General features: G+C 68.4%; 23 protein-coding genes. 7 read left to right on the top strand and 16 right to left on the bottom strand.

Features of this window, described 5'->3' with window-relative positions; genetic code table 11:
- Positions 1 to 3 precede the first annotated feature (3 nt).
- Both ASC70_RS12110 and ASC70_RS12105 read right to left on the bottom strand, forming a co-directional pair.
- Positions 4 to 2,475: an exo 1,3/1,4-beta-D-glucan glucohydrolase gene (locus ASC70_RS12110; protein WP_056050329.1), complete on the bottom strand. Its 2,472-nt coding sequence runs from the start codon at positions 2,473 to 2,475 to the stop codon at positions 4 to 6.
- Positions 2,476 to 2,779: 304 nt separating this feature from the next.
- On the bottom strand, positions 2,780 to 3,799 hold the full coding sequence (locus tag ASC70_RS12105; protein WP_056050328.1) for a LacI family DNA-binding transcriptional regulator: 1,020 nt from the start codon (positions 3,797 to 3,799) through the stop codon (positions 2,780 to 2,782).
- A 200-nt stretch (positions 3,800 to 3,999) separates the two neighbouring features.
- Between ASC70_RS12105 and ASC70_RS12100 the strand changes: the two genes are divergently transcribed.
- Positions 4,000 to 4,737 (top strand): hypothetical protein, encoded by a 738-nt coding sequence (locus ASC70_RS12100; protein WP_156400863.1) that lies wholly within the window; start codon positions 4,000 to 4,002, stop codon positions 4,735 to 4,737.
- Between the two features lie 19 nt (positions 4,738 to 4,756).
- Here ASC70_RS12100 and glk read toward each other — a convergent pair whose 3' ends face one another.
- The 9 genes from glk to fliL form a co-directional block, all read right to left on the bottom strand.
- Positions 4,757 to 5,752: a glucokinase gene (gene glk / locus ASC70_RS12095; RefSeq protein WP_056050324.1), complete on the bottom strand. Its 996-nt coding sequence runs from the start codon at positions 5,750 to 5,752 to the stop codon at positions 4,757 to 4,759.
- Between the two features lie 14 nt (positions 5,753 to 5,766).
- Positions 5,767 to 7,575, bottom strand: coding sequence for a phosphogluconate dehydratase (gene edd / locus ASC70_RS12090; protein ID WP_056050322.1), 1,809 nt, complete (start codon positions 7,573 to 7,575; stop codon positions 5,767 to 5,769).
- A 6-nt stretch (positions 7,576 to 7,581) separates the two neighbouring features.
- Entirely contained in the window at positions 7,582 to 8,268 is a 687-nt protein-coding gene (pgl, locus tag ASC70_RS12085; protein ID WP_056050321.1) for a 6-phosphogluconolactonase, read from the bottom strand.
- A gap of 2 nt (positions 8,269 to 8,270) precedes the next feature.
- On the bottom strand, positions 8,271 to 9,734 hold the full coding sequence (gene zwf / locus ASC70_RS12080; RefSeq protein WP_047404299.1) for a glucose-6-phosphate dehydrogenase: 1,464 nt from the start codon (positions 9,732 to 9,734) through the stop codon (positions 8,271 to 8,273).
- 233 nt (positions 9,735 to 9,967) lie between these two features.
- On the bottom strand, positions 9,968 to 12,841 hold the full coding sequence (locus tag ASC70_RS12075) for a hypothetical protein (protein WP_056050319.1): 2,874 nt from the start codon (positions 12,839 to 12,841) through the stop codon (positions 9,968 to 9,970).
- A 9-nt stretch (positions 12,842 to 12,850) separates the two neighbouring features.
- Positions 12,851 to 13,675, bottom strand: coding sequence for a MotE family protein (locus tag ASC70_RS12070; protein WP_056050317.1), 825 nt, complete (start codon positions 13,673 to 13,675; stop codon positions 12,851 to 12,853).
- Positions 13,672 to 14,259, bottom strand: a complete 588-nt coding sequence (locus tag ASC70_RS12065) for a DUF6468 domain-containing protein (protein WP_056050316.1) — start codon at positions 14,257 to 14,259, stop codon at positions 13,672 to 13,674. The genes ASC70_RS12070 and ASC70_RS12065 overlap by 4 nt, the downstream gene beginning before the upstream one ends.
- Positions 14,256 to 15,401 (bottom strand): flagellar motor switch protein FliM, encoded by a 1,146-nt coding sequence (gene fliM / locus ASC70_RS12060; RefSeq protein WP_047404288.1) that lies wholly within the window; start codon positions 15,399 to 15,401, stop codon positions 14,256 to 14,258. Before fliM ends, ASC70_RS12065 begins: the two co-directional genes overlap by 4 nt.
- A gap of 27 nt (positions 15,402 to 15,428) precedes the next feature.
- Positions 15,429 to 16,043, bottom strand: a complete 615-nt coding sequence (fliL, locus tag ASC70_RS12055; RefSeq protein WP_056050314.1) for a flagellar basal body-associated protein FliL — start codon at positions 16,041 to 16,043, stop codon at positions 15,429 to 15,431.
- Positions 16,044 to 16,269: 226 nt separating this feature from the next.
- Here fliL and flgF point away from each other — a divergent pair, with 226 nt between their 5' ends.
- From flgF to ASC70_RS12030, 5 genes are all read left to right on the top strand, one after another.
- Positions 16,270 to 17,007 carry a flagellar basal-body rod protein FlgF gene (gene flgF / locus ASC70_RS12050; RefSeq protein ID WP_047404282.1) on the top strand — a complete coding sequence of 246 codons (738 nt, stop codon included), beginning with the start codon at positions 16,270 to 16,272 and terminating at the stop codon, positions 17,005 to 17,007.
- A gap of 12 nt (positions 17,008 to 17,019) precedes the next feature.
- The gene (flgG, locus tag ASC70_RS12045) at positions 17,020 to 17,808 is read left to right on the top strand and encodes a flagellar basal-body rod protein FlgG (protein ID WP_047404280.1); all 789 of its coding nucleotides are present in this window, start codon (positions 17,020 to 17,022) and stop codon (positions 17,806 to 17,808) included.
- Between the two features lie 4 nt (positions 17,809 to 17,812).
- Positions 17,813 to 18,592: a flagellar basal body P-ring formation chaperone FlgA gene (gene flgA, locus ASC70_RS12040; protein ID WP_056050312.1), complete on the top strand. Its 780-nt coding sequence runs from the start codon at positions 17,813 to 17,815 to the stop codon at positions 18,590 to 18,592.
- Positions 18,593 to 18,606: 14 nt separating this feature from the next.
- Positions 18,607 to 19,341, top strand: a complete 735-nt coding sequence (gene flgH / locus ASC70_RS12035; RefSeq protein WP_047404276.1) for a flagellar basal body L-ring protein FlgH — start codon at positions 18,607 to 18,609, stop codon at positions 19,339 to 19,341.
- A gap of 116 nt (positions 19,342 to 19,457) precedes the next feature.
- Positions 19,458 to 19,928 (top strand): hypothetical protein, encoded by a 471-nt coding sequence (locus ASC70_RS12030; RefSeq protein ID WP_056050310.1) that lies wholly within the window; start codon positions 19,458 to 19,460, stop codon positions 19,926 to 19,928.
- Here ASC70_RS12030 and dxs read toward each other — a convergent pair.
- The 5 genes from dxs to ASC70_RS12005 all read right to left on the bottom strand — a co-directional run bounded on the left by dxs (position 19,925) and on the right by ASC70_RS12005 (position 24,716).
- Positions 19,925 to 21,847 (bottom strand): 1-deoxy-D-xylulose-5-phosphate synthase, encoded by a 1,923-nt coding sequence (gene dxs, locus ASC70_RS12025; protein WP_047404273.1) that lies wholly within the window; start codon positions 21,845 to 21,847, stop codon positions 19,925 to 19,927. The genes ASC70_RS12030 and dxs overlap by 4 nt on opposite strands.
- Before the next feature lie 17 nt (positions 21,848 to 21,864).
- The gene (locus ASC70_RS12020; protein ID WP_047404271.1) at positions 21,865 to 22,749 is read right to left on the bottom strand and encodes a polyprenyl synthetase family protein; all 885 of its coding nucleotides are present in this window, start codon (positions 22,747 to 22,749) and stop codon (positions 21,865 to 21,867) included.
- A gap of 37 nt (positions 22,750 to 22,786) precedes the next feature.
- The gene (locus tag ASC70_RS12015) at positions 22,787 to 23,041 is read right to left on the bottom strand and encodes an exodeoxyribonuclease VII small subunit (protein ID WP_047404270.1); all 255 of its coding nucleotides are present in this window, start codon (positions 23,039 to 23,041) and stop codon (positions 22,787 to 22,789) included.
- A 98-nt stretch (positions 23,042 to 23,139) separates the two neighbouring features.
- On the bottom strand, positions 23,140 to 23,799 hold the full coding sequence (locus tag ASC70_RS12010) for a histidine phosphatase family protein (protein WP_047404267.1): 660 nt from the start codon (positions 23,797 to 23,799) through the stop codon (positions 23,140 to 23,142).
- On the bottom strand, positions 23,796 to 24,716 hold the full coding sequence (locus tag ASC70_RS12005; RefSeq protein ID WP_056050308.1) for a histone deacetylase family protein: 921 nt from the start codon (positions 24,714 to 24,716) through the stop codon (positions 23,796 to 23,798). Before ASC70_RS12005 ends, ASC70_RS12010 begins: the two co-directional genes overlap by 4 nt.
- A gap of 16 nt (positions 24,717 to 24,732) precedes the next feature.
- On the opposite strand from ASC70_RS12005, the gene ASC70_RS12000 reads away from it, so the two are divergent.
- A complete protein-coding gene (locus tag ASC70_RS12000; RefSeq protein WP_056050306.1) occupies positions 24,733 to 25,269 on the top strand; it encodes a GNAT family N-acetyltransferase in 537 nt (178 codons plus the stop codon).
- Positions 25,270 to 25,405: the final 136 nt, after the last annotated feature.

Genomic DNA, 25,405 nt, shown 5'->3' with positions numbered 1-25,405 from the left:
GATTTAGCTTGGCGGACAGAAGGCGTCGCCCTCGTTGGACGCCAGCCTGATTTCCGTGAACGACAGCGTCAGGCGCCCCATGGTCGACAAGGCGAACGGGGATGAAACATGCTCCATCCTGGCGCCCTTGGCCATGAAGCAGGAAAGTTTGATCTTGGCCGTACGCCATTCGCCGATTTTCGCACCTGATAACGTGGACGTCAGGTCTACAGCCGCCCCGCAGGATTCGCCACAGACTATCCCAAGGGAAACGGGTTTCTCTGGGAGTGCGTCGACGCGGTAGCGGATCATCACGGCCATGTCGCCGGTCGTTTGGCGCGAAAGATCGACGGGCTGACCCATGACGGTCAAGGCGCCCGAGCCCTCCCCGCTCCACGTCGCCTGGCGGGCGTTCTCCTGCGCGCCGGCGTCCACCGTCTTCAGCGAGACGGTCCCGGCGGCGTTCATCGTCCACGGCGCGGGCGCCCGGCCGGCGACGAAGTAACGGTCGACATTGACCGCCGCCGAGGCCGTTCCCGGATCTTCCGACAGCGCCGCAACCTTGCCTGGCTTGGCGTAGCTGAGGCCGTAGCCGTAGGCGAACAGCGGGTCATAGTTCTTGTCGCCGACATTGATCGGCTCCTGGTCGGCGCGCTTGGGCCAGCTGAACGACAGCTTGCCCTGGAAGTCGTGGCGCGGCTTGCCGGCCTTGTCGCCCACCAGCACGTCGGCGACGCCGCCGCCTTCCGAGCCCGGCAGCCAGGCCGCGACGAAGGCGTCGGAGGCGTTGATCTCGGGATTTGTCCACAACGGGCGGCCGCTGAGGAACACCGAAACCACCGGGATTCCGGCGGCCTTCAGCTTCTTCAGCAAGGCCAGATCGGTCTTGTCGCCAGGCTGGTACTCGGCCGTTGCGATGTCGCCCTGGAACTCGGCGTAGGGGTTCTCGCCGAACACCACGATGGCCACGTCGGGCTTGGTCTTGAAGTCGCCCGAGACCGACAGCTCGGCGCTGCCGCCGCCGGCCTTCACGGCTTCGGCGACGCCGCCATAGATCGATTGGCTGTGCGGGAAGTCGCTGTTCTTGTTGCCCGTGCCTTGCCAGGTCAGGGTCCAGCCGCCAGCGGCCTTGCCGATGTCGTCGGCGCCGTCGCCGGCCACCAGCACGTGGGCCGAGCTCTTCAGCGGCAGCACGCCTTGGTTCTTCAGCAAGACCAGCGACTTGCGGACGGCCTCGCGGGCCACGGCGCGGTGCGCGGGCGCGCCCAGCAGTTCGTACTTGCCTTCCAGCGGGCGCTTGTCCTCAAACAGCCCCGCCTTGACCTTCACGCGCAGGATGCGGCGCACCGCGTCGTCGATCCGCGCCATCGAGATCTGGCCGGCCTTCACCTGGGCCAGGGTGTTGTCATAGAGCCCCTTCCAGCTGTCGGGGGCCATCATCATGTCCATGCCGGCGTTGTAGGCCTGGGCGCAGTTGGTGTTGGTGCAGCCCTCGACCTGGCCATGGGCGTTCCAGTCGCCGACCACGAAGCCCTGAAAGCCCAGCCGCCCCTTCAGCACGTCGGTCACCAGGCTCTTGTTGCCGGTGTGCTTGACCCCGTTCCAGCTGGAGAACGAGACCATCACCGACAGAATGCCGGCGTCGATGGCCGGCGGATACCCCGCGGCATGCAGCCGGACCAGATCAGCCTCGGAGATCTTGGCGTCGCCCTGATCCTTGCCGTTCTCGGTGCCGCCGTCGGCCAGGAAGTGCTTGGCCGACCCGGCCACGTGGCCCGCCGCCAGCGGCTTGCCGGCGACCAGCGCGCCTTGCAGGCCCAGGGTCATCGGGCCGGAGTAGGTCTTCACGACCTCCGGGTCCTCGGCATAGCCCTCGTAGGCGCGGCCCCAGCGCTCGTCGCGCGGCACGGCCACGGTGGGGCCGAAGGTCCAGTCGGCGCCCGAGGCGGCCATTTCCTGGGCGGTCGCCTCGCCGATCCGGCGGATCAGGTCGGGATCGCGCGCCGCGCCCAGGCCGATATTGTGCGGGAAGATCGTCGAGCCGACGACGTTGTTGTGCCCGTGTACGGCGTCGACGCCGAAGATGATCGGGATCTCTTGGTGACCGCCGCGCTTTTCCAGCGCCGCGGCGCGGAAGGCGCGGATCCACTCGACCCAGCGCTGCGGCGTGGCGCGGTCGTTGCCGTCGGGCGCGCTGTTGCCGCCCACCAGCACCGAGCCCAGGCGGTACTTTTTCAGCTCCTCCGGGGTGATCGAGGCGCCGTCGGCCTGGATGGTCTGGGCGACCTTCTCCTCGACACTCATCTTGCTCATCAGCTGGGTGATGAAGGCCTCGGTCTTGGCGTCGGTGATCGCCGCCGGGCTGGCGGCCTTGGGCCAGATCTCGGGATGCGCGACGGCGGCCGGATTGGTTTGGGCCGAAGCGGTCCCCGCCAGGCCGCCGGCAAGGATAAGGGCCACCGCGGAGGCGCGGACGAGACGACCAGATACGGACATGATGTTTCCCAGGATACGCCCGCCCCCCGGCGGACCTCGCGAAATGTCGAGAAAGGCGCTCGGCGCGGCGCTTGCGGGGTTACCGCGCCGAGCGAAAGAAAAGCGGTCAGGTCCGCTTGGAGGGGAGTGATCGTGCACACAAGGTGCGACGGGCGCTGGTCAGGCCAGGCGAGGTCATGGCGTTTCCTCCTGACGCCGCCTTTCCGTGGGCGACCGTCTTGATCGCCTTGATGTCACGTAGATCGGACAGCGCTGTCAAGAACATTATGATTGCGGTAACACGTCCCGGCGACCCGAAAAGCGTCTAATCGGCCGGCTGCGCGGTGGATTCTCGAACCACCAGCTCGAAATCCAGCAGGCGGGACGGCGGCGGCGCCCCCTCTTCCTGCTCGACGCCATGCATCAGCATGTCGGCGGCGGCGCCGGCCATGGCGAAAATGGGCTGGCGCACGGTGGTCAGCTGCGGCCAGGTGATCTTGGCGCCGGGCGTGTCGTCGAAGCCGGCGACGGCTAGGGTCTGGGGCACGTCCAGGCGCATCCGGTTGGCCACGGCCATCACACCCAGCGCCATGTCGTCGTTCGAGGCGAAGATCGCGGTCGGCCGATCGGCGCCGCCCAGCAGCCGCTCGGCCGCCTCGAAGCCCGAGCGGAACGAGAACCAGCCCTGCTCCATCCGGTCGTCGCGAATGGGCAGGCCCGCGTCGCGCATCGCGTCGATGAAGCCCTGGTGGCGGCGATGCGACGCGCCGTGATCAGGATGGCCGATGATGAAGCCGATGTCCTTGTGGCCCAGGCCGATCAGGTGCTTGGTCATCTCGAAGGCAGCCAAGCGATCGTCCATGCTGACCCACGGCGCGCGATCGATGTCGCCACCCGGCGCGATGCGGACGTAAGGCACGCCCTCCTGCTCCAGCGCGGCCAGAACCAGCGGATGGTCACTGAGCGGCGGGGTCAGGATCACCCCGTCCATGCGCAGCGTCGCCAGCATCGGCGCGACCTGGTCCTCGACGTCGCCGGTCGAGTCGATCGGCTCGACGATCAGGTGGTAGCCCTCCTGCCGACACCGCGCGATCGCGCCCAGCTGCACGTCGGTGACGTAGCCGGGGCTGGGGTTGTCGAAGAAGACGCCGATCAGATAGGCCTTCGAGCCCGCCAGGCTGCGAGCCGAGATGTTGGGCCGATACTTCAGCGCCGCCACGGCCGCCTGCACCCGATCGCGGGTGTCGGCCTTGACGTTGGGCTCACGGTTGAGCACCCGCGAGACGGTCTTGATCGAGACCCCGCTCTCGCGGGCGACGTCGTGGATCGTGATCTTGGCGCTCAATTCCGTTCCTCGCCGTCCCGATTCGTTCGGTTTGGCGAATACTAAGCCATGACAACCTTGTCATGGCGAGCCCCAAGAGGTCCCTCCCTCGAAACGAAGGGTGGTCAGACTTTACATCCTCAGATGGAGCGCGCTATCCGAGAGTTGCGGCGTCTAGGGCGCCTTGGGGGATGCGGATGTTGAATTGGAAGACGCTGGCCATGGCGGCCGCGCTCGGCGCGTTGAGCGTCACCTCGGCCACCGCTCAGGTCGAGCAGGACCCGGTCGCGAGACTGAACCAACTGGGCCGCTACGCGGGGCAAGCGACGGTCTGTCAGGAATTCGGTTTCGAGGTCCATCAGGACAGGATCGAGGCCTATGCGAATGACGCCATCGCGTTGGGCGCTCGCGCCGGCTTCTCGGAGACCCTGTCCTACACCTACATCAAGAACGCCATGGACCATGCGATGCAGCAAGCCCAGGAGAACATCAAGGCGATGTCTCAAGGCGGTCACGAAGACGAAGCCAGCCTCGCCGAAAACGTCCGCAACCAGGCCCGGAAGATCATCGCCACCTGCCGTGAAATCGCTCACGATCCGGCGGCTCGCGACATCGTCTCCGACTCTCCGCTGAGCGACGACATCCTGGTGCGCAACGCCACCGACGCCATCCTTATGCCGACAGGTTACGCAAGCTGGCAGACTCCATACATGCGCGCAGGGGCCGACATGGTTCAGGCGGTCACCGTCTGTTCGGCGCACCTCACACGCGCCCAGGCGGACGCCTATCTCGCAGAACTCTATGCTCCCAACCGCTTCCCTCTGAAGGTCGAAGACAAGGCTCATGCCTATTTCGACTTCTGGAAGGAGCAGGACAAGTTGTCCGATATGGACCTCGACGCCACTCAGTGCGCCAGACTGCTGACCGGCCGCGCCGCCGTGCTCAAGGCGGCGCGCTAACCCGGCTTGGCGTGGCTCTCTACGAGACCGCCGCCCTGCCCTCCGGCGTCAGAGCCACCGCCGCGCCGATCAGCGCCGTATGCGGATGCAGGATGACGTGGGTCGGGATCGCCTGGGTGAAGCCCGACAGGCGGCCCTTGGCGTCGAAGCGTTCACGGAACGGGCTCTTTTCCAGGATGTCGATGATCCGGGGCGCGATGCCGCCGGCGATGAACACGCCGCCGCGCGCGCCCAGGGTCAGGGCGATGTCGCCGGCTGTCGAGCCGAGCACCGCGCAAAACCGGTTCACGGTAGCCAGGCAGTCGGCGCAGCCCTCGACGGCGCGTTCGGTGATCTGCTTGGCGGCCAGGGCGTCGACCTTGCGGCCTTCGGCCTGAGCCAGGGCCAGGTGCAGATCCTCCATGCCCGGTCCCGACAGGATGCGTTCGACCGAGACGCGGCCGCCGTCCAGCTGCTTGGTCAGGGCGCGCAGCACCTCGATCTCGACCTCGTCGAGCGGCGCGAAGGCGACGTGGCCGCCCTCGGTGGCCAGCGGGATCTCCTGACCGTGGCGACGCACCAGGCCGGCGACGCCGAAGCCGGTGCCCGGGCCAAGGATGGCCAGGTCCCCCTCGCCCGAGGTCGGCAGATGACCGATCTGGCGCAGGTCCTTGGGGCTCAGGCGCGGCGCGGCCAGGGCCTGGGCGGTGAAGTCGTTGATCAGCTTGGCGGTGCGAAAGCCACCCGCGCGACGCAGGCTGTCCTCCGAAATCCGCCAGTCAAGGTTGGTCATGTGGACCGAGCCGTGCTCGATCGGCCCCGCCACGGCGACCACCGCCTGGTCCGGGTGTCTGACCCCGACCTTCTGCAGGTAGTGCGCGATCGCGTCCTCGGCCGTGCCGTAGTCCTCGCCCTTATAGGCGGTCGGCTCGATCAGGCGCGGGTCCTGACCGTCGAATTCGACCAGGGCGAAGCGGGCGTTGGTGCCGCCGATGTCGCCGACGAGGCCGAGCCCCCCGGTGTGATTGCCGTCCATGACCTAGCGCTTCCTCAAGCAAAGACGGACGCGCCGGCGTCGGCGGCGCCGACCCCCGCCCGCATCCATCCGAACAGTTCCCTACCAAAGCCCGGCTTGCTCGCCGGGACGTTCGCTGGGGTGCGAGCCAGCAGCGCCGCCTCGTCCACCAGGATGTTCAGTTCGCCGGTCTCGGCGTTGACGCTGATCACGTCGCCGTCCCGGACATAGGCCAGAGGTCCGCCCTTGGCGGCTTCCGGCGTCACATGGATGGCGGCGGGGGTCTTGCCCGAGGCGCCTGACATGCGCCCGTCGGTGACCAGGGCGACCTTATAGCCGCGATCCAGCAGCACCGAGATCGACGGCGACAAATTGTGCAGCTCGGGCATGCCGTTGGCCGACGGCCCCTGGAAGCGGACCACGACCACGACGTCGCGATCCAGCTCACCGCGCTTGAAGGCGGCGATGAAGTCTTCCTGCTCCTGGAACACGGCGGCAGGGGCGGTGATCACGTGGTGCTCGGGCTTGACGGCCGAGATCTTCATGACGCCGCGCCCCAGATTGCCGGAGAGCAGGCGCAGGCCGCCTTCCTTGCTGAACGGATCGGAGACGGGCCGCACGATGGCGGTGTCCAGGCTCTCTTGCGTACCCTCGCGCCAGGTCAGGACGCCGTCCTCAAGGTGCGGCTCCTGGGCGTAGAGCGACAGGCCGGCGCCGGCGATGGTCTGGACATCCTCGTGGACGAGACCGGCCTTCAGCAGTTCGCGGATCACGAAGGCCATGCCGCCGGCGGCCTGGAAGTGGTTCACGTCGGCCGAGCCGTTCGGATAGACGCGGGCCAAGAGCGGCGTGGCCTTGGAGATGTCGTCCAGGTCTTCCAGCGTCAGCAGGATGCCGGCCGCGTGGGCCATGGCGACCATGTGCAGGGCCAGGTTGGTCGAACCGCCGGTGGCCATCAGGCCGACCACGCCGTTGACGATCGACTTCTCGTCGATCATCCGGCCGACGGGGATGTATTCGTTGCCCTTGGCGGTGACGGCGGCGGCGCGGCGCGCGGCTTCCTTGACCAGGGCCTCGCGTAGCGGCGTGTTGGGGTGGACGAAGGCCGAGCCGGGCAGATGGAAGCCCATCAGCTCCATCAGCATCTGGTTGGTGTTGGCGGTGCCGTAGAAGGTACAGGTGCCCGGGCCGTGATAGCTGGCGCTCTCGGCTTCCAAGAGCTCGGCGCGACCGACCTTGCCCTCGGCGTAGAGAGCGCGGATACGGGCCTTCTCGCTGTTGGGCAGGCCCGAGGTCATCGGGCCGGCAGGCACGAACAGGGCCGGCAGGTGGCTGAAGGTCAGGGCCCCGATCACCAGGCCCGGCACGATCTTGTCGCAGACGCCCAGATAGAGCGCCGCGTCGAAGGCGTCGTGGGTCAGGGCGACGGCCGTGGCCATGGCGATGACGTCGCGCGAGAACAGCGACAGCTCCATGCCCGGACGGCCCTGGGTGACGCCGTCGCACATGGCCGGCACGCCGCCGGCGAACTGGGCGGTGGCCCCGACCTCGCGGGCGGCGGTCTTGATCAGCGCCGGGTATTCCTCCAGCGGCTGGTGGGCCGACAGCATGTCGTTATAGGCCGAGACGATGCCGATGTTGGGCGCGTTCGGGTCCAGGGCGCGGACCTTGTCGACGCCCGGCGAGGCGGCGAAGGCGTGGGCCCAGTTGGCGCAGGACAGCTTGGCCCGGCCGGGCTGGCTGTCGATCGCGTGCTGCATGTTGGCCAGATAGGCCGCGCGGCTGTCCTTGCTGCGGGCCACGATGCGGGCGGTGACTTCGGCGATGACCGGGTTCAGGCTCATGGCGATCTACTCCGCCCAGAGGATGCGGACCTTGGCGCGGTCCTGCTTCAGGATGGCGGCGACCGGCAGGGCCGGATCGACGTCGCCTTCCAACAACGTTTTCTTGGCCGCGCCGGTGACCAGCAGCACGATCAGGTCGGTGCGGGTCAGGGCGGCCAGGGTCAAGCTGAGACGCGGAATGTCCGGCGCCGGATCGCCCGGCGGCACGGCCAGCACCGAGCGCTCGGACGCCAGGTCCAGGCCACGGGCCAGCACCGGATTGCCCGGGAACAGCGAGGCGAAGTGGCCGTCGGGGCCGACACCCAGCAGGACCACGCCAAACGGCGCAGCGGCGTCGACGCCGGCTTGCGCCTTCAGTGCGCTGTCCTCGTGGCTGACGCCCTCGAAGAACAACGGCGCGAACTGAGCCTTGGCCGCCTCGCCCACCAGCAGGTGACGACGGACCAGGCCCTCGTTGCTGCCGGGATCGGTCGGCGGGACGAAGCGCTCGTCGGTCAGGGTGACGGTGATCTTGTCCCAAGGCGCGGTCAGCGTGGCCAGGCGGTCATAGACCGGAGCCGGCGTCGTGCCGCCGGTCGCGGCGAAGCCCGCGCGGCCGTGGGTCGCCACGGCCGTCGTCAGCGCCCCGACCAGGATCGAGGCGGCGGCGTCATAGAGGGCTTCGCGCGAGCCGAAGGCTTCCAGCTTGGCCATCGTCAGGCCTTCCAGGCCCGGCCGCCGGGCGAGATCAGGCCCTGCGCCGACTGCGGTCCCCAGGTGCCCGCCGCATAGGGCGCGGGCTCGATGCCGGCCTCCGCCCAAGCGGCCGAGACGGCGTCGATGAACTTCCAGGCCTGCTCGACCTCGTCGCGGCGCACGAACAAGGTGCGATCGCCTCGGAACGCGTCCAGGAACAGCTTCTCGTAGGCGATCCGACGACGGCCGCCGCTCTGGCCGAACGACAGCGACAGCGGCAGCGACTGCAGGCGCATGCCCTCTTCCGACAGGCCAGGCCGCTTGTTCATGATCGTCAGCGAGATGTCTTCGTCCGGCTGCAGGTCGATGACCAGCCGGTTGGCGCACAGCTCGCCGTTGGTGGCCGGGCCGAAGATGTTGTGCGGCAGCGGCTTGAACTGGACGACGATCTGGGTGCGGCGGTCAGGCAGGTTCTTGCCCGTGCGCAGGAAAAACGGCACGCCGTCCCAACGCCAGTTGTCGATCGCCACCTTCATGGCCACGAAGGTCTCGGTCTTGGTGGGCTTGCCGACTTCCTCGACATAACCGGCGCGCGCGCCGCCCTCGACCACGCCGGCCACGTACTGGCCTCGCACGGTGTCGTGGGCCACCGTCTCCTTGGTGAAGGGGCGCAGGCTGCGCAGAACCTTGACCTTCTCATCGCGGACCGCGTCGGGGTCGAAGCCCGACGGGGCCTCCATGGCGACCAGGCACAGCAGCTGCAGCATGTGGTTCTGCACCATGTCCCGCAGCGCGCCGTACTCGTCGTAATAGGGCCAGCGGTCGCCGACCTTCTCGGTCTCGGCGATGGTGATCTGCACGTGGTCGATCGTGTTGCGGTCCCACAGGGGCTCGAACAGCACGTTGCCGAAACGCAGGGCGGTCAGGTTCTGGACCGTTTCCTTGCCCAGGTAGTGGTCGATGCGGAAGACCTGGCTTTCGTCGACCACGGCGGCGACGGCGGCGTTGGTGGCCTTGGAGCTTTCCAAGTCACGGCCCAACGGCTTTTCCAGGATCAGGCGCGTCTCGGGACCGGTCAGGCCCGCGGCCTGCAGGGCTTGGCAGGCCGGGCCATACAGGCTGGGCGACAGCGAGAAGAAGATGACCAGGTCGCCGTGCTCGCCGATCCGCTCGGCCAGTCTCTTGGTGTCGTCTTCGCTGGTGATGTTGGCCGGCACGTAGTCGAGGCGGGCCGCGAGACGGTTCCAGGCCGCCTCCTCCACCGTCGCGCGCTTGGCCAGCTGCTCGCGGACCAGCGCCTTGTAGCTGGCGGCGTCATGTTCCGCGCGGGCGACCCCGACGATCCGCAGGTCGTGCGGCAGCAGGCGGTCGACTTCCAGGAAATAGAGCGAGGGCAGCAGCATCCGCAGGGCCAGATCGCCCGCGCCGCCCAGCAGCACCAGAACTTCGCGGCCATTTTCGCCGTCGTCGTTTTTCTTAACCAAGGTCGTCCACCCTATGACAACGTTGTCATGACATGCCTGCGACAAAATGGCAAGCGGTCCCGGCGCCTCCCGCCATATGGGACGTTCGGCGGGCCCTAACTAGGCTAAACGTCTGGAGCCCGCCATAAGACCATTCCGGTTTAAGCGGGTATTTTTCAGGCGCATGAAAGCGCTTCGAGGGCGCTCATGCCTCGAACGACAGCCGATGACCGCACGTACGGAAATTCTCTGCCTTATTTGCCCGCGCGAACTGGCGAACCGGCGGGCTGGCCGGTGCGGAACTTGTCCTTCATCCGCCCGATCCAGCCGTTGAAGGCCTCATTGTCGGCGGTGACGCGGCCGAAGTCCGAGGCCGACAGCGATTCGGCGTTCAAGCCCTGCAGGGCCACGCGCAAGCCGTCGGGATTGCCCGCCAGGTCGATGAAGCCGCTCCAGCGCTGACGCAGGCGGCCCAGCGCGGCGTCGTCGTCGGCCAGGCTGTAGGCCACAGCGGCGCGCAGCAGGCGGGCCTCGTCGCCGGGGCTCAGCGCGCCGGGCGTCTTGAACCGATCGCCCAGCGAACGCTCGTACAGCGCCCCGGCCGCCGGCCAGGTGTGCTGCTTCCAGGCGATCTCGGCGCGGATTTCCTGGCCGTCGCGGCTGTTGTCCTTCTCGATCAGCTCGAGAGCATCGTCATAGCGGCCCAGGCTCATCAGGGCGCGGGCCGTGGCCAGCCGGCGCTCGGCGTTCAGGGCCGGCGGCAGGATCGTCGAACGGGTCGCGTTGATCGTGTCCAACGCGTCCTCCGGCTTCTTGTTCATCAGGTAGATCCAGGCCAGGTCGGTCGCGACCTGGGCCTTGGGCACGCCGTTCAGGCGATTGTCGACCTGGTATTTCAAGAGCTTGGCCGCGTCGTCCAGCAGGTCGACATCGACCAGGCGGCGCACCAGATTGCGGACCATCTGGTCGCCATCGGCGCCGATCGGCGTCAGGTCCTGGAAGTCATAGAACAGACCCACGGCCTGGACTGGCTGCATGCCGTCGGCCAAGCCTTGCAGGAACAGCTGGCGGAAGGTGTTGGAGAGATCGTTCTGCAGCGCCACCGCTTCGGGGCGATCAGGCAGTTGGCGACCGGCCGAGCGCAGCACCTCCAGCGCTTCGCGATAGCGACCTTGGTCGATGAACAGCTTGCCCAGCGCCCCGATGACTTCCAGCTCCACCCCGTCGCCGCGCCAGCGATAGCGCAGCTGGTTCAGGGTGGTGGCGGCCTGGGCGGCGCTGATCTTGCCCTTGGCGTAGCCGATCTGGGTGGCGTGCAGCAGGGCCGGTGTCGCGAGGCGGTCGATCGGAGCGCGGGCGATGGCCTGGAACATGCGCTGGGCGCGGACCTTCTCGCCCTTGGCCTCGAAGATGCGCGCCTGGGTCAGGCGGATATCGAGCTGGTCCTCGATCGGGATCTTGGGCTGGGCCAAGGCCTTGGTCACGAACTGCATGGCGCCCGTCAGGTCGCCGACGCCGAGCGCCGCCTGAGCCTCGGCATGCAGGAAACGGGCGCGCCAGAGCGGCGGAAACAGGTCGAGCGCCCGGGCGCCGCCGACGAACTTGGCCCGTGCGTCGGCCCATTGGCCTTGCTTGGCGGAGATATAGCCCCGCCAAAGGGCGCTGGATGGGTCGTCCGACAAGACCGGCGAAGAGAAGTCGGCGTCGGCCTCGGTGAGGCGTCCAGCCATCACCTTGGCCATGCCGCGCAGGCCGCGAAACTCGGCGTCGCCCAGCAGGGTCTGGTGCTTGCGGCCCGCGGCGTTGAGGACGCCGATGGCCTCGAACGACATCTGCGAGCCGACCAGGAAGCGGGCCAAGGCCATGCGCGCGCCGGTGTCGCTATCCTTGCCGTCGCCTTCCGGCGCGGCGGGTATCGCGCCCTGTAGCGCGTTGTAGCGGGTCAGGAAGCCGCCCGATCCGGTCTTGGGCCAGTTGTCCAAGTCTATCAGGGCCGGCATCGACATCGGCTGGGGGGCGCCGGCGGCGGCCTCCTCCGGCGGGGTCGAGGCGGAGATCGGCGACAGGACGAGACCCTTGGGCCGGCCGATGCGCAACAGATCGCCGTCCGCCTGGACCAGCAGGTCGGTGGCGTAGGTCTCGACGGCCAGGCCCTGCACGGACTGCAGCAGCGCCATCTCGACATATTCGCGGCGTGACGGCAGGCCCTTGGAGGGGGCCAGGGCGGGAGCGACGACCATCTTGTCGCCGACGGCCGGGTCGTCGACCCAGACGGCCTTGGTCACGCCAGAGACGGTGGCCGACAAGGTGGCCGGGTGCACGCTCTCGTCGCGCGCCACCTTGATGACGTCCGGCGTCTCCTGGTTCCCCGGACCCAGGCTGATCTTCCACAGTGCGCCCTGCCCTTCGGCGACGTAGGGCGTGCCGGCCTGGGCGACCAGCCGCAGGGCGCTGTAGTCGGCGCCCTTGAAGGCCTGGATCTTCGAATAGCGCGCGCCAGACGTCGGCAGCTTGCCGATGTCGAGGCGAGCGGGCGTGTCGAACACGATCCAGATCGCCTCGCCGCGCCGGAAGACGGCGGCGCCGGCGGGCGCGGCCCAGTTGAAGACCAGAGTGACCTGTTGGTCCTGGCGCTCGAGCTCGACCTTGACCACACCGCCGGCGGGCATGGGATTGGGACGGCCAACGGGCGCGGCGGGGGTCGTAGCCTGGCTGGTCGGCGGCGCGCCCGGACGAGCGAAGATGTTGACGAAATCAACGCCATCGGCGTTGCCCAGCCGCGCGTCGGCGTCGTCGGTCAGGGTGACGACGATCTCGAGCACGCCGTTGATGTGGCGGGCCTCGGAGGCCTTCACCCAGCGCGGCGGAGCGATCTTCAGGCTGGAAAGGTCGGGATTGGCGTCGCGGCTGAACCGCATCACCAGGGTCTGGCCGTCGCGGTGCGAGACCATCTTCGCGCCGCCGGCCCAGTGGAACTCGATGCGCGAGAAATCCGCCGCCTGCGCCACGCGCACGTCCAACGCACCGCGCGCCGCGACGGGCGGCGGCGCGGCGTACGTGGACGGCGCCAGCGTCCCCGCGATGCACGCGGCGGCGACGCTGGCGCGCAGGAGCTGGCGAAGGGTCATGGGCCTCCCTCAACCGGCCTTTTTGGGAGCGGACTTCGCGGCCTTGGGCGCAGCGGTCGGCGAGCCGCCGGCCAGCGCGGCGTCGGCCTGCTGGTTCGGCGCGGCGCCCGAAGCGCCCCCCTGGGCCGTGGCGGCGTTGTCGGCGATCGCGGCCTTGCCCTTCTCCACCACCGGATTGGCCATGCGCGAGGCCAGGCGCTCGGTCAGCACCTTGGCGTCGCCCGGTGACATGTTGGCGAGCACCATGGCCAGGGTGCGCTCTTTCATCTTGGCGGCGATCGGCAGGCGGACTTCGTCCGACAGCAGGCTCATACGGGCGGCGGCGTCCTTGGGCTTCATGCCCGAATAAACGGTGACCAGGCGGTCGACCTCGGCCTGCTTCTGGCTGTCGACCTGGCCCAGCAGGCCCTGGATGTCGCCCTTCAGGCCGGTCAGGGACCGCATCTTGGCGTCGAGCTTGGCTTCGGCGGCGGCCAGCAGCTGCAGCTGCACGTCGATATCCTGCTCGCGCTGGTCCAGCTGACCGCGGCGCGCGCCCAGGCTTTGCAGCACGCGCAGTTCGGCGGGCGAGAGGCCGGCTTCCTTGGCCAGGGCGTCGGCGGATGGGGCGCAGACCCGCGGCGGCGGGGCGTTGGCGGCGGCCGGTTGGCCCGCGTCATCGGCCGAAGCGGCTTGCTCGCCCTTCTTGCCGTCCGGCTTGACGACGCCTTCGGCGAAGGCCTTGGCCCCGCCCAGCAGGTCCGGCAGCGACTTGGCGCCGGCCATGGCGTTGATCGCCAGCACGCCGCCGACGGCGACGCCGACCAGGGGCAGAATACGCGGAACGTTCTTCATCGGCGGGGCGCTCTGGGGTTGCTTCCGGGACGCGAGCCGTCGGCCGGTCCGTCGAAGAGGTCATCATCGATCCGCGCCCGGGAGCGCGGAGGGTCACGAGGGGCGCCGGGCGCGTCGAGGGGCGTACGGGCGGTCGGCGGGATGCGGTCTTCCCGCTCCAACAGGCGCTCGAAATCCTCGGCCTTCAGGCGGCGCTCCGCCGGCGTGGTCGGCTCGGCCGCGCGCGCCGGACGCGCCAGCGGCGGGATCTCGCGTTCGAGCCTTTCGACAGCGCGGGGCGCCGAAGTCTGGGTCGGCGATGGCAGCGGGCGGTTGACCCGGTCATCCAGCTGAGCCGCCAGGGCCTGGGCGCGTTCGATGCGCAGAGCCAGGGTCTCGGCCGCCTCGTCGGTGGCGGCGCGCAGATCCGCGAGGCCCTGCTCGGCGCGGGCCGCGGCCTGGTCCAGTTCGGTGACGGCCTTGGCGAAGCCCTCGTGGCTGTCGCGCAGCGCCTTCAGGCGGCGCTCGAGACGCCAACCGAAGACCAGCGCCGCGATCAGCAGCACCGCGAGGAACCCGTTCATGGCGAAGGCGACGAGGCTCATTTCAGCTTCTGCACGGCCTTCTTGGCGGCGGGCGTCAGCGGCGCCTCGGCGCGCACGGCGATCGAATGGTTGCGGCGGCCCATGCGGCCGCGCGTCAGCGGGATGGCCCCGGCGCGCAGCTCGACCAGGCTATCGGGCGTGGCGTTCAGCATCAGGGTGTCGCCGATCTGCATGTTCAGCACCCGCGACAGCGGCACCTGCTGCTCGTCGAGAACGGCGCGGACCTCCATCTGGGTGGTCCAGAGCTCGGTGGCCAAGTGGCCTTCCCAGATGTTGTCGCGGCCGAACTTCTCACCCATGAACTGCTGCAGCAGCATCTTCCGAATGGGTTCCAGCGTGGCGTAGGGCAGCAGCAGCTCGATGCGGCCGCCACGGTCTTCCATGTCGATGCGCAGCTTGACCAGGATCGCGGCGTTGGCCGGCCGGGCGATGGCGGCGAAGCGCGGGTTGGTCTCCAGGCGGTCCAGCGAGAAGCCGACCGGATGCAGCGGCTCGAAGGCGCTCTTCAGGTCGTGCAACACCACCTCGATCATCCGCTGCACCAGCACGCGTTCGATCGTGGTGTAGGGACGGCCTTCGATGCGCATCGCGGCCGTGCCGCGACGGCCGCCCAGCAGCACGTCGACGATCGAGTAGATCAGGTTCGAGTCGACCGTCAGCAGGCCGTAGTTGTCCAGCTCCTCGGCCCGGAACACCGCCAGGATGGCCGGCAGCGGGATCGAGTTCAGATAGTCGCCGAAGCGGATCGAGCTGATGTTGTCGAGACTGACTTCGACGTTGTCCGACGTGAAGTTCCGCAAGCTGGTCGTCATCAACCGCACCAGGCGGTCGAAGACGATTTCCAGCATCGGCAGGCGCTCGTACGAGACCAGAGCCGAGTTGATGATGGCGCGGATGCCGGTCCGATCCTCGCCGCCATCGCCGGAGAGATCGAAGCCCAGCAGGCTGTCGATTTCGTCCTGGTTCAGGATGCGCTCGGAGCCGCCCTCGCCGCCGCCGTCGTCCCAGCCGCCCATGCCGCCGGAGAAGTCGCCGAATTCGTTGCCGCCGCCGCCATCGCCGCCGCCTTCACCGAAGGCGCCGGGGGGATTTTGCGAGGCCCACTGGGCCATCGCCGCCTGATCGTCGATTTCGTCCGCCATGATTGTTCGCCCAACCGGTCCGAGGACCTAGTTGATCAGCATCTCCTCGATGAGGACCGCATTCACCTTGGCGGGCGCGGCGACCAGGTTCACCCGGCGCAGCAGTTCGACCCGCAGTTGGAAGGTGCCCTGGCTGCCGTTCAGGTCTTCGGGACGCAGCTCGCGCAGGAACGTCTGGAACATGTCCTGCAGCCTGGGCAGATTCGGCGTCAGCGCCTCCGCCGTCTCCTCATCGGGCAGCTCGAAGGTCAACTTCAGCTTCAGGAAGGTCGACTTGCCGTCGGCCGTCTGCATGTTCACGACGATGTCGGGCAGGGTGTAGAAGACCACGCCGTCGGGGCCTTCCTTGATCACGGGAGCCGGACCGCCGGCCGCGGCTGCGCCCTCGCCTTCCTTCTTCTCGCCGTGACCGCCCTTTTCTTCCTTCTTTTCCTTCTTCTTTTCCTTGCCGTGCTCGCCAGCGGCGGCCTCGGACTTCGGCTTCAGAAGCAGGAAGGCGCCGCCGCCGACGCCGGCCAGCAGAAGGACGCCGCCGGCGATCGCGATGATCAGCATCGGCGGTTTCTTCTTGGCGGGAGCTTCGCCCTCGGCGCCCTCTTCGCCTTCGGGAGCCGGAGCTTCCTTTTCGGGTTTCTTGGCCACGCGCGCGGTTCCTTGGAATCTATACCCGTACTCATGCCCGGGGCATGGTTAACGATGTGTTTTGGAGGCCATTTGGTCGCAGGCTGAATCTGCCCGGCAGACTCCGACCCGCGCCCCCGCATTAACCTTCCTATTCCTTGTTTTATATAACGATTTGGCTCTGGCACGAAGGTTGCTTCTAGGGATGCGGCGCATTTGTCGCGCCAGCCGCCCGAGTTAACTCGCCATGGACAACGCGCTTTACGTCGGCCTCTCGCGCCAGATGACGCTTCGCCGCGAGCTGGACATCGCTGCGAATAACATCGCCAACGCCAACACCACGGGCTTCAAGGTCGAGGACCTGATGGTCCATACCGAGCAGGCCAGGCCGGCCAAGACCCTGGACGGTTCGTCGCCGGTCAAGTTCGTGCTGGACTCCGGCGTGGCCCGCAACTTCACCCAAGGCGCGCTGACCAAGACCGGCGGCGACTTCGATCTCGCCATCGAGGGCCAGGCCTTCTTCAAGATTCAGACCGCCAGCGGCGAGCGCTATACCCGCGACGGCCGCTTCACGACCAATCCTGAAGGCATTCTGGTCACCGAGGCCGGCAATCAGCTCATGGACGAGGGCGGCGGCCAGATCACGATCGATCCGAAACTGGGTCCGGTCACCATCGGCAAGGACGGCATCGTCAGCCAGGGCGCCATTCGGGTCGGCAAGATCGGCCTGGTGCGACCGGATGACATGGCCAGCCTCGCCAAGGATGGCGACAACCTCTACCGCAACACCGCCAACACCACCCCGCAGCCTGTCACGGACGCTCAGATCCACCAGGGCATGCTGGAATCCTCGAACGTCCAACCTGTGATCGAGATCACCAAGCTGATCGAGATCCAGCGCGCCTACGAGGGCGTCGCCAAGATGATGGACAACACCGCCGAACTCTCGCGCAGCGCCGTCGAGCGTCTGGGCAAGCTCAACTAAGGAACGCCAGCGATGCAAGCTCTCCGCACCGCCGCTTCGGGTATGGCTGCTCAGCAGCTGAACGTCGAAGTCATCTCGAACAACATCGCCAACATGAACACCGTTGGCTTCAAGCGCCAACGGGCCGAGTTCCAGGACCTGCTGTACCAGACGATCGAGCGCGCCGGCTCTCAGTCGTCCAGCGACGGCAACATCGTCCCGACCGGCGTCCAGGTCGGCGGCGGCGTCAAGGCCGGCTCGGTCTATCGCATCACCGAGCAGGGCACCCCGACCCAGACCAACAACCCGCTGGACGTCGCGATCCAGGGCAAGGGCTACCTGCAGATACTGCTGCCCTCGGGCGAGACGGCCTATACCCGAGCCGGCAACTTCTCGACCAACGACCAGGGCCAGGTGGTCACCGAGGACGGTTATCTGGTCCAGCCGGGCATCACCATTCCGCAGAACGCCACCGGCATCACGATCAGCAAGACCGGCATGGTGCAGGTCAATCTCGACGGCCAGCCGGCCCCGCAGACCGTGGGCCAGCTGCAGCTCGCCAACTTCATGAACGAAGGCGGTCTCGAAGCCGTCGGCGACAACCTCTACCTGGAAACCGCGGCCTCGGGCGCGGCCAACCTCGCCGCCCCCGGCGAGCCGGGCTTCGGCACCCTGCTGCAGAACTACACCGAAGCGTCGAACGTCGACGCCGTCTCGGAAATCACCGCCCTGATCACCGCCCAGCGCGCCTACGAGATGAACTCGAAGGTCATCACCACGGCCGATCAGATGCTGCAAACCACCTCGCAACTGCGGTCGTAAGCTCATGAAGACCTTCCTGCTCGCCGCCGCCGCCACCGTCGTCATCGCGGCGCTCTCCGCTCCGGCCTTCGCCGGAACGGCGGTGAGCCTGCGCATGGACACCACCGACGCCGACGGCCGCATCACCCTGGGCGACCTGTTCGACGGCGTCGCCGGTCCGGCCGCCAACATGGTGGTCGCCGCCCGCATGGGCCCGACGGCCGTGCTCGACGCCGGCCAGGTGCAGATCTCGGCACGCCGGGCGGGTTTCGACTGGGCCAACACCAACGGCATCCGCCGCATCATCGTCCGCGAGGGCGTCGACAACGGCGGCGTCTCGGCCAACGGCCGCGGCGGCGCGACCGCCGCGCGCGCCAATGTGGAAGTTCTTGCCTACGCCCGCAGCATCACGGCCGGCGAAATCGTCCAGCCACAGGACCTGGTCTGGACGAAGATGGCCGGCGCTCCGGCCGACGCCCCCCGCGACGCCGACGCCGTGATCGGCTTGGCGGCCAAGCGCCCCCTGCGTGAAGGCGCCGCAGTCCAGAGCCGTGACGTGGGCGCCGCCCAGGTCATCAAGTCGGGCGACCTGATCACTGTCACCTATGACGACGGCGGAATTTCCCTTTCGCTTCAAGGCAAGGCCATGGCCGCCGCCGCCACCGGCGACGTCTTCGCCGTTCAGAACACGCTGTCGAAGAAAATCATCCAGGCGGTCGCGACCGGTCCTGGCGCCGCCGCCGTCGGTCCGCAGGCCCAGGCCTTGCAAGGCCGTTCGCAACCCGTCCGTTTCGCCGCTCGCTAAGAGGTCTTCACCCCATGCGTCGCCCCGCCATCCTCGCCGCCGTCGTCCTGCTCGCCCCGCTGGCCGCCTGCTCCACCGTCACCGAAGCCGTGAAGGGCCCGCAGCTGGCCCCGGTCGGCTATCCGGCCGCCCTGGCCCCGATGGAACAGCAGTATGTCTCGGCTCGCGAGCCCTCGCCGCAGGCTGCTTCGGCCAACTCGCTGTGGCGGGTCGGCGCCCGCGCCTTCTTCAACGACCAGCGCGCCAGCCGCGTCGGCGACATCGTCACCGTCATGATCGACATCGACGACAGCGCCAGCACCAAGAACGCCACCAACAGCTCGCGCACCTCCAGCGCCGGCGCCGGCGTCGACCATTTCCTGGGCCTCGAGTCGAGCCTGGGCAAGGTCCTGCCGGGCGGCTTCGACCCGTCCAAGGCCATCGGCACCAACTCGACCTTCAGCAACGCCGGGGCCGGCGGCGTCAGCCGTTCGGAAAAGATCAGCCTGACGATCGCCGCCGTGGTCAGCCAAGTCCTGCCGAACGGCAACATGGTCATCCAGGGCACCCAGGAAGTCCGCACCAACGCCGAACTGCGCCAGCTGACCGTGGCCGGCATCGTGCGTCCCGAGGACATCTCCTCGGCCAACACCATCAAGCACACCCAAATCGCCGAAGCCCGCATCAGCTACGGCGGCCGCGGCGACATCAGCCGCGTCCAAAAAACCCCGGCCGGCCAGTCGCTGGTCGAGAAGTTCTCGCCGTTCTGATCTGAAGACCGCGATCCAGGATCGTCGGGCGCGGCAGCCGCAAGGCCGCCGCGCCCGATGCGTATTCAGGAGCCATTCAGGCCGCCTCCGCGTTGATCGGGCGAGGAGGACCCGCCATGGCGTCCCGCATCGCCGCCTTCACCGCTCTGGGCCTGCTGGCCGCCGCAATTGCCGGCTGCGCGCATGAGAAGGTCGGGATGGACGGCTATCGCTGGGCCTATCTGGCCGATGGCGCCGAAACGCCGCGCCTGGCCTACGGCCGTCCCAACAGCGACGACGTCGTGTTGATGATGAGCTGCCGCCCGGGTCAGGACCAGGTCAACGTCTCGGTCGTCGGCCTGTCGGGCGGCGAGGTGGTGCTGACGTCTGGCCGGACCGAGAGCCGGTTCGCCGCCGCCAAGGTGCAAGACGCCCTCAGCGAAGGCGGTCTGCTGGAAGCGCGCGGCAATGCCAGCGCGCCCGCGCTGGTGGGTTTCCGGAAGTCAGGCGATCTGGCGCTGCTGAGCAAAGGCGAGCGGCATAGCCTGGCCGCGGAGTCCGCCGACCGAGGCCACGTGCGGGCCTTCTTCAAGGCTTGCGGGGCCTAGGCCCTACGCCCGGCGCCCGCCGCGCTGACATTGTCCATGCCCAGGGCCGACAGCGCGCCGCGCAGGATGCCCTCGGCGTCGAGACCAGCCTGGGCGTACATGACGTCGGGCTTGTCCTGGTCCTGGAAGATGTCCGGCAGGCACAAGGTGCGGATCTTCAGGCCGCGATCGAAGGCGCCGTGCTCGGCCAGGGCCTGCAGCACGAAGCCGCCGAAGCCGCCCATGGCCCCCTCCTCCACCGTGACCAGCGCCTCGTGCTCGCGCGCCAGACGCAGCAGGAGGTCGATGTCCAGCGGCTTGGCGAAGCGGGCGTCGCAGACGGTGGCCGACAGGCCGCGCGCGGCCAGCAGATCGGCGGCCTTCAGGCTTTCCGACAGGCGGGTGCCGAACGAGACGATCGCGACGCTGGTCCCCTCGCGGACGATACGGCCCTTGCCGATCTCCAGCGGGTCGACGTGGGCCGGGATCTCGAGACCCAGGCCTTCGCCGCGCGGATAGCGGAAGGCGCTGGGGCGATCGTCGATGGCGGCGGCGGTGGCGACCATGCGGGCCAGCTCCACCTCGTCGGCGGCGGCCATCAGCACCATGCCGGGCAGAGCGCCCATGAAGCCGATGTCGAAACTGCCGGCGTGGGTGGGCCCATCGGCGCCGACCAGGCCGGCGCGGTCCATGGCGAAGCGCACCGGCAGGCCCTGGATGGCCACGTCGTGCACCACCTGGTCGTAGCCGCGCTGCAGGAAGGTCGAATAGATCGCCGCGAACGGCTTCATGCCGTCGGCGGCCAGGCCGGCGGCGAAGGTCACCGCGTGCTGCTCGGCGATGCCGACGTCGAAGGTGCGCTCGGGGAACGCCTTCTGGAAGATGTCCAGGCCCGTGCCGGACGGCATGGCGGCGGTGATGGCGACGATCTTGTCGTCCTTTTCCGCCTGCCTGACCAGTTCCTGGGCGAAGACCTTGGTGTAGCTGGGCGGGCCAGCGGCCGGCTTCTGCTGCTGGCCGGTGACCACGTCGAACTTGGCCACGGCGTGCAGCTTGTCCTCTGCGCCCTCGGCCGGAGCATAGCCCTTGCCCTTCTGGGTGACGCAGTGGACCAGCACCGGCTTGTCGCCGAAGGCCTTGGCGTTCTTCAGCACGCTGACCAGGGCGTCCATGTCGTGGCCGTCGATCGGGCCGACATAGTGGAAGCCCAGTTCCTCGAAGAAGGTGCCGCCGGTGACCATGCCCCGGGCATATTCTTCCGCCTTGCGCGCGGCCTCGCGCATCGGGGTCGGCAGCTTCTCGACCACCGTCTTGCCCAGCTTGCGCACCGAGCGGTAGGCGCCGCCCGAGACCAGGTTGGCCAGATAAGCGCTCATGCCGCCGACCGGCGGCGCGATCGACATGTCGTTGTCGTTGAGGATGACGATCAGGCGTTTGGTGGCGTCGGTCGCCGCGTTCATCGCCTCATAGGCCATGCCCGCGCCCAGCGAGCCGTCGCCGATCACGGCGATGACGCTGTTGTCCTCGCCCTTGGCGTCGCGCGCGGCGCAAAAACCCAGGGCCGCCGAGATCGAGGTGGCCGCGTGGGCCGCGCCGAACGGGTCGTAGACGCTCTCGGCCCGCTTGGTGAAGCCCGACAGCCCACCACCTTGGCGCAGCGTCTTGATGCGGTCGCGGCGGCCGGTCAGGATCTTGTGCGGATAAGCCTGATGGCCGACATCCCAGATGACGATGTCCTTGGGCGTCTCGAACACGTGGTGCAGGGCCACGGTCAGCTCGACCACGCCCAGGCCCGCGCCCAGATGGCCGCCGGTCACCGACACGGCGTCGATCGTCTCGGCCCGCAGCTCGGCGGCCAGCTGTTTCAGCTCCGCCAGAGAGAGGCCCCGCGTGTCGGCCGGCGAGGCGATGGTGTCGAGCAGAGGCGTTTTGGTGGGCATGTTTGAAGAAAGCGCGGTCAATTGCGGCGGTCCAGCACGAAATCAACGCTTTCGCGCAGATGTTCGGCTCGTTCGCCAAAGATTTCGAGATGGGAGCGAGTCTGGTCGGCAAGAAGCGCCACGCGCTCTTTCGCCGCGTCCAGCCCCAGCAGGGTGACGTAGTTGGCCTTGCCCTTGGCGGCGTCCTTGCCGCCGGCGGCCTTGCCCAGGGTCTTTTCGTCGCCCTCGGCGTCCAGAATGTCGTCGACGATCTGGTAGGCCAGGCCCAGGTCCTGGGCGAAAGCCATCAGGGCGGCGCGCTCGGCCTCCTTGGCGCGGGCGATGATCAGCGGGATCTCGAAGGCGAAGGCGATCAGGGCGCCGGTCTTCAGGCGCTGCATCCGGGCCACCGCGCCCAGGTCGTCGCGGACGCCCAGGATGTCGATCATCTGGCCGCCGACCATGCCCCGGGCGCCCGAGGCGATCGCCAGCTTGCGCACCAGCTCCGAGCGGACGTGGCCGTCGTCGTGGGTGTCGGGGTGGGCCATGATCTCGAAGGCGGCCGTCTGCAGCGCGTCGCCGGCGAGGATGGCGGTCGCCTCGTCATACTGCTTGTGCACGGTCGGGCGGCCGCGGCGGACATTGTCGTCGTCCATGGCCGGCAAATCGTCGTGGACCAGGCTGTAGGCATGGATGCATTCCAGCGCGCAAGCCGCGCGCAGCACCGGCCGCTCGGCCAGGTCGAACATCTTGCCGGTTTCGAGGGCGAAAAACGGCCGCAGCCGCTTGCCCGGCCCCAGCGCCGCATAGCGCATGGCCTCGGTCAGTCGGCTTTCCGGACCGTCGGCGCGCGGCAGCAGCTCGTCGAGCGCCACGGTGACGATGTCGGCGGCCTGGACGACGCGCCTGGCGAGATCGGTCAAGGGCGCCTCCCCTCGGTCGGCGGACAAGCGCCCGGCATCAGTTGAACTCGGCCGCTTCGGCGGCGACAGCTCCGCCCTGGCCCAGGACGATCTTCTCGACCTTCAGGCGCGCGGCTTCCAGCTTCTTCTCGCAGTGGGCCTTCAAGGCCGCGCCGCGTTCGTAGATGTCGATCGACCGCTCCAGCGGAGCCTGGCCCGATTCCAGCTCGGCCACGATCCGTTCCAACTGCGCCAGCGCTTCCTCGAAGCTGAGGCTGGAGATGTCAGCGGGATTGCTCGTGGCGTCGGTCATTTCAACTCTCAGGTGAACAGCGGCAGCCTAGTGGCCTAGACCGGCGCGGGCAACGGCCTAGAGCCTAGGCGTGGTTAAGGGAAGAGGGTTTGAAAGCTTCAGGCGCGACGGAAGCGCTTGATGCTCCAATAGGCGTGGCCCTCGTCGACCAGCTTCGTCAATCCACGCGCCTTCAGGGCGTCGGCGATCATCCAGTTGAAGAAGCCGTGGGCCAGCACCAGCACGTCCTGGCCAGCGTCGGACAGCTCGATCAGCAGGTCGGCGGCCTGGCCAGCGCGGACCTCGGCCTGCTTGCGTGTCTCCTGGCCGCCGTGATTGTTGAAGAACCACCACCAGAACCGGGCGAAGAAACCGAGGCGCTTGGGCGACATACGGAGCCAGAGCGGCCACGGCGGCGGCGGCAGCGGGGCCTCGATGAAGGTCGGATCGGTTGCGAAGGCCCGATCACCGACCACCGCCCGGGCGGTCTCGATCGACCGGCGTCGGGTCGAGGCGATGATCACGTCGGCCTCGCGAGCGATCTGAATCAGCGTGTCCGGCGGGGTCTGGCCGGCCTTCAGCCCGCCCTCCTCATACCGGCTCCACCACGCGCCATATTCGGGCGCATTGAGTCGGACCTGACGCGACAGGGCGGGCTCCCCGTGGCGAGCCAGGGTGATGACGCCCGGCTTCGCGGGCGGGGACGCTTGGTCGGCGATGGTGACGTCGGCCATGTTGTGGAGAAGCCGGTCGGCCAGCGGGCCTTGCCGTCCTCTCACCCCTCCTGAAGAGCGCGTACATGCGCGGCGGCGGACCGCCCCAGCGCCTGGAGGTCGTAACCGCCCTCGAGCGACGATACAACCCGGCCCTTGGCCCGCGCGTTCGCCACCGACACGATTGCGCGGGTCGCCCAGGCGAAGTCGTCCTCGGTCAAGCTCTGCGCCGACAGCGGATCGCGGGCGTGGGCGTCGAAGCCGGCCGAGACGATCAACAGCTCAGGCGCGAAGGCGTCGACCTTGTCCATCAGCCCCTCGAATCGCGCCCGCCAGACCTCGCGGGCGGCGTGCGGCGCGACGGTGGCGTTGGCGATGTTGCCCAGGCCGGTCTCGGACGGATCGCCGGTGCCGGGATACAGTGGCGACTGGTGGATCGAGGCGAAGAACACGGTCGGGTCGTTCTCGAACACCGCCTGGGTGCCATTGCCGTGATGGACGTCGAAATCGACGATCGCCACCCGCCCCAGCCCCGCCGCCTGCGCCGCTCGAGCCGCCACCGCGACGTTGGAGAACACGCAGAAGCCCATCGCCGTCCCGGGTTCGGCGTGATGGCCCGGTGGTCGCACGGCGCAGAAAACTCGCTCGGCCTCGCCCGCCGCGACAGCCCGCACGGCCGCCACGCTAGCCCCCGCGGCGCGGCGCGCCGCCGCCAGGCTGCCGGTCGAGAGCACGGTGTCGGGGTCCAGGGCCAGCCGTCCGGTCTTGGGGGCCGACCGGAGCACGGCGTCGACGAACGCCTCGGGGTGCACCCGCAGCAGATCCTCGACATCGACCATCGGCGCGTCTTGCGGCTCCAGCTCCAGATTGGGGTCGTCGTTCAGGGCGTCGATCACCGCGCGCAGACGCTCCGGGCTCTCCACGTGCCCGTCGCCGGGCCGGTGGTCGAGCATGTCCAAATGGGTGTAAAGCGCGACAACCATGGGAGACTCTTAGACCGTGAAAGCCGACCCGACCATCCGCCCCCATTCGCTTCGTAGAGCCACGGCCGATGACGCCGATGTCGTGTCCAGCCTGGGCGCCCGCACCTTCACCGAGACCTTCGCCCACCTCTATCCGCCCGAGGACCTCGAGACCTTCCTGGCCTATGCGTACGGGCTGGAACGCACACGCAACGACCTGGCCCACCCCGACAAGGCCACCTGGCTGCTGGAGGACGAGGATGGCGAGGCCATCGGCTACGCCCTGGCCGGCCCTTGCGAGCTGCCGCACGAAGCGGCGCGCTCCGAGGACGGCGAGCTGAAGCGGATCTACGTGCTGAAGAGCCACCAGGGCGGCGGCCGCGGCTCGATGCTGCTGAACGCGGCGCTGGACTGGCTGGAGAAGGACGGCCCGCGCCCGCTGTGGATCGGGGTCTTCTCCGAGAACTTCGGGGCCCAGAAGCTGTACGGTCGCATGGGCTTCGAGAAGGTCGGCGAGTACCACTTCAAGGTCGGCGAGACGCGGGACCTGGAGTTCATTCTCAGGAGAGGGTGACCTCCCCCCACCTGACCGCTTCGCGGTCGTCCGCCCCGAAGGCGGGCGGAAGGTTCCTTCTTCCCCCTCCGGGGGAGGAGCGCCGCAGGCGCGGAGGGGGCAAGCTCTCCGCCCTAGTTGCGTCTCGTTTGAGAAC

Origin of the sequence: Caulobacter sp. Root343 (assembly GCF_001425745.1) — a bacterium.
Classification (GTDB): domain Bacteria; phylum Pseudomonadota; class Alphaproteobacteria; order Caulobacterales; family Caulobacteraceae; genus Caulobacter.
This window is presented reverse-complemented; position numbering and strand designations above follow the sequence as displayed.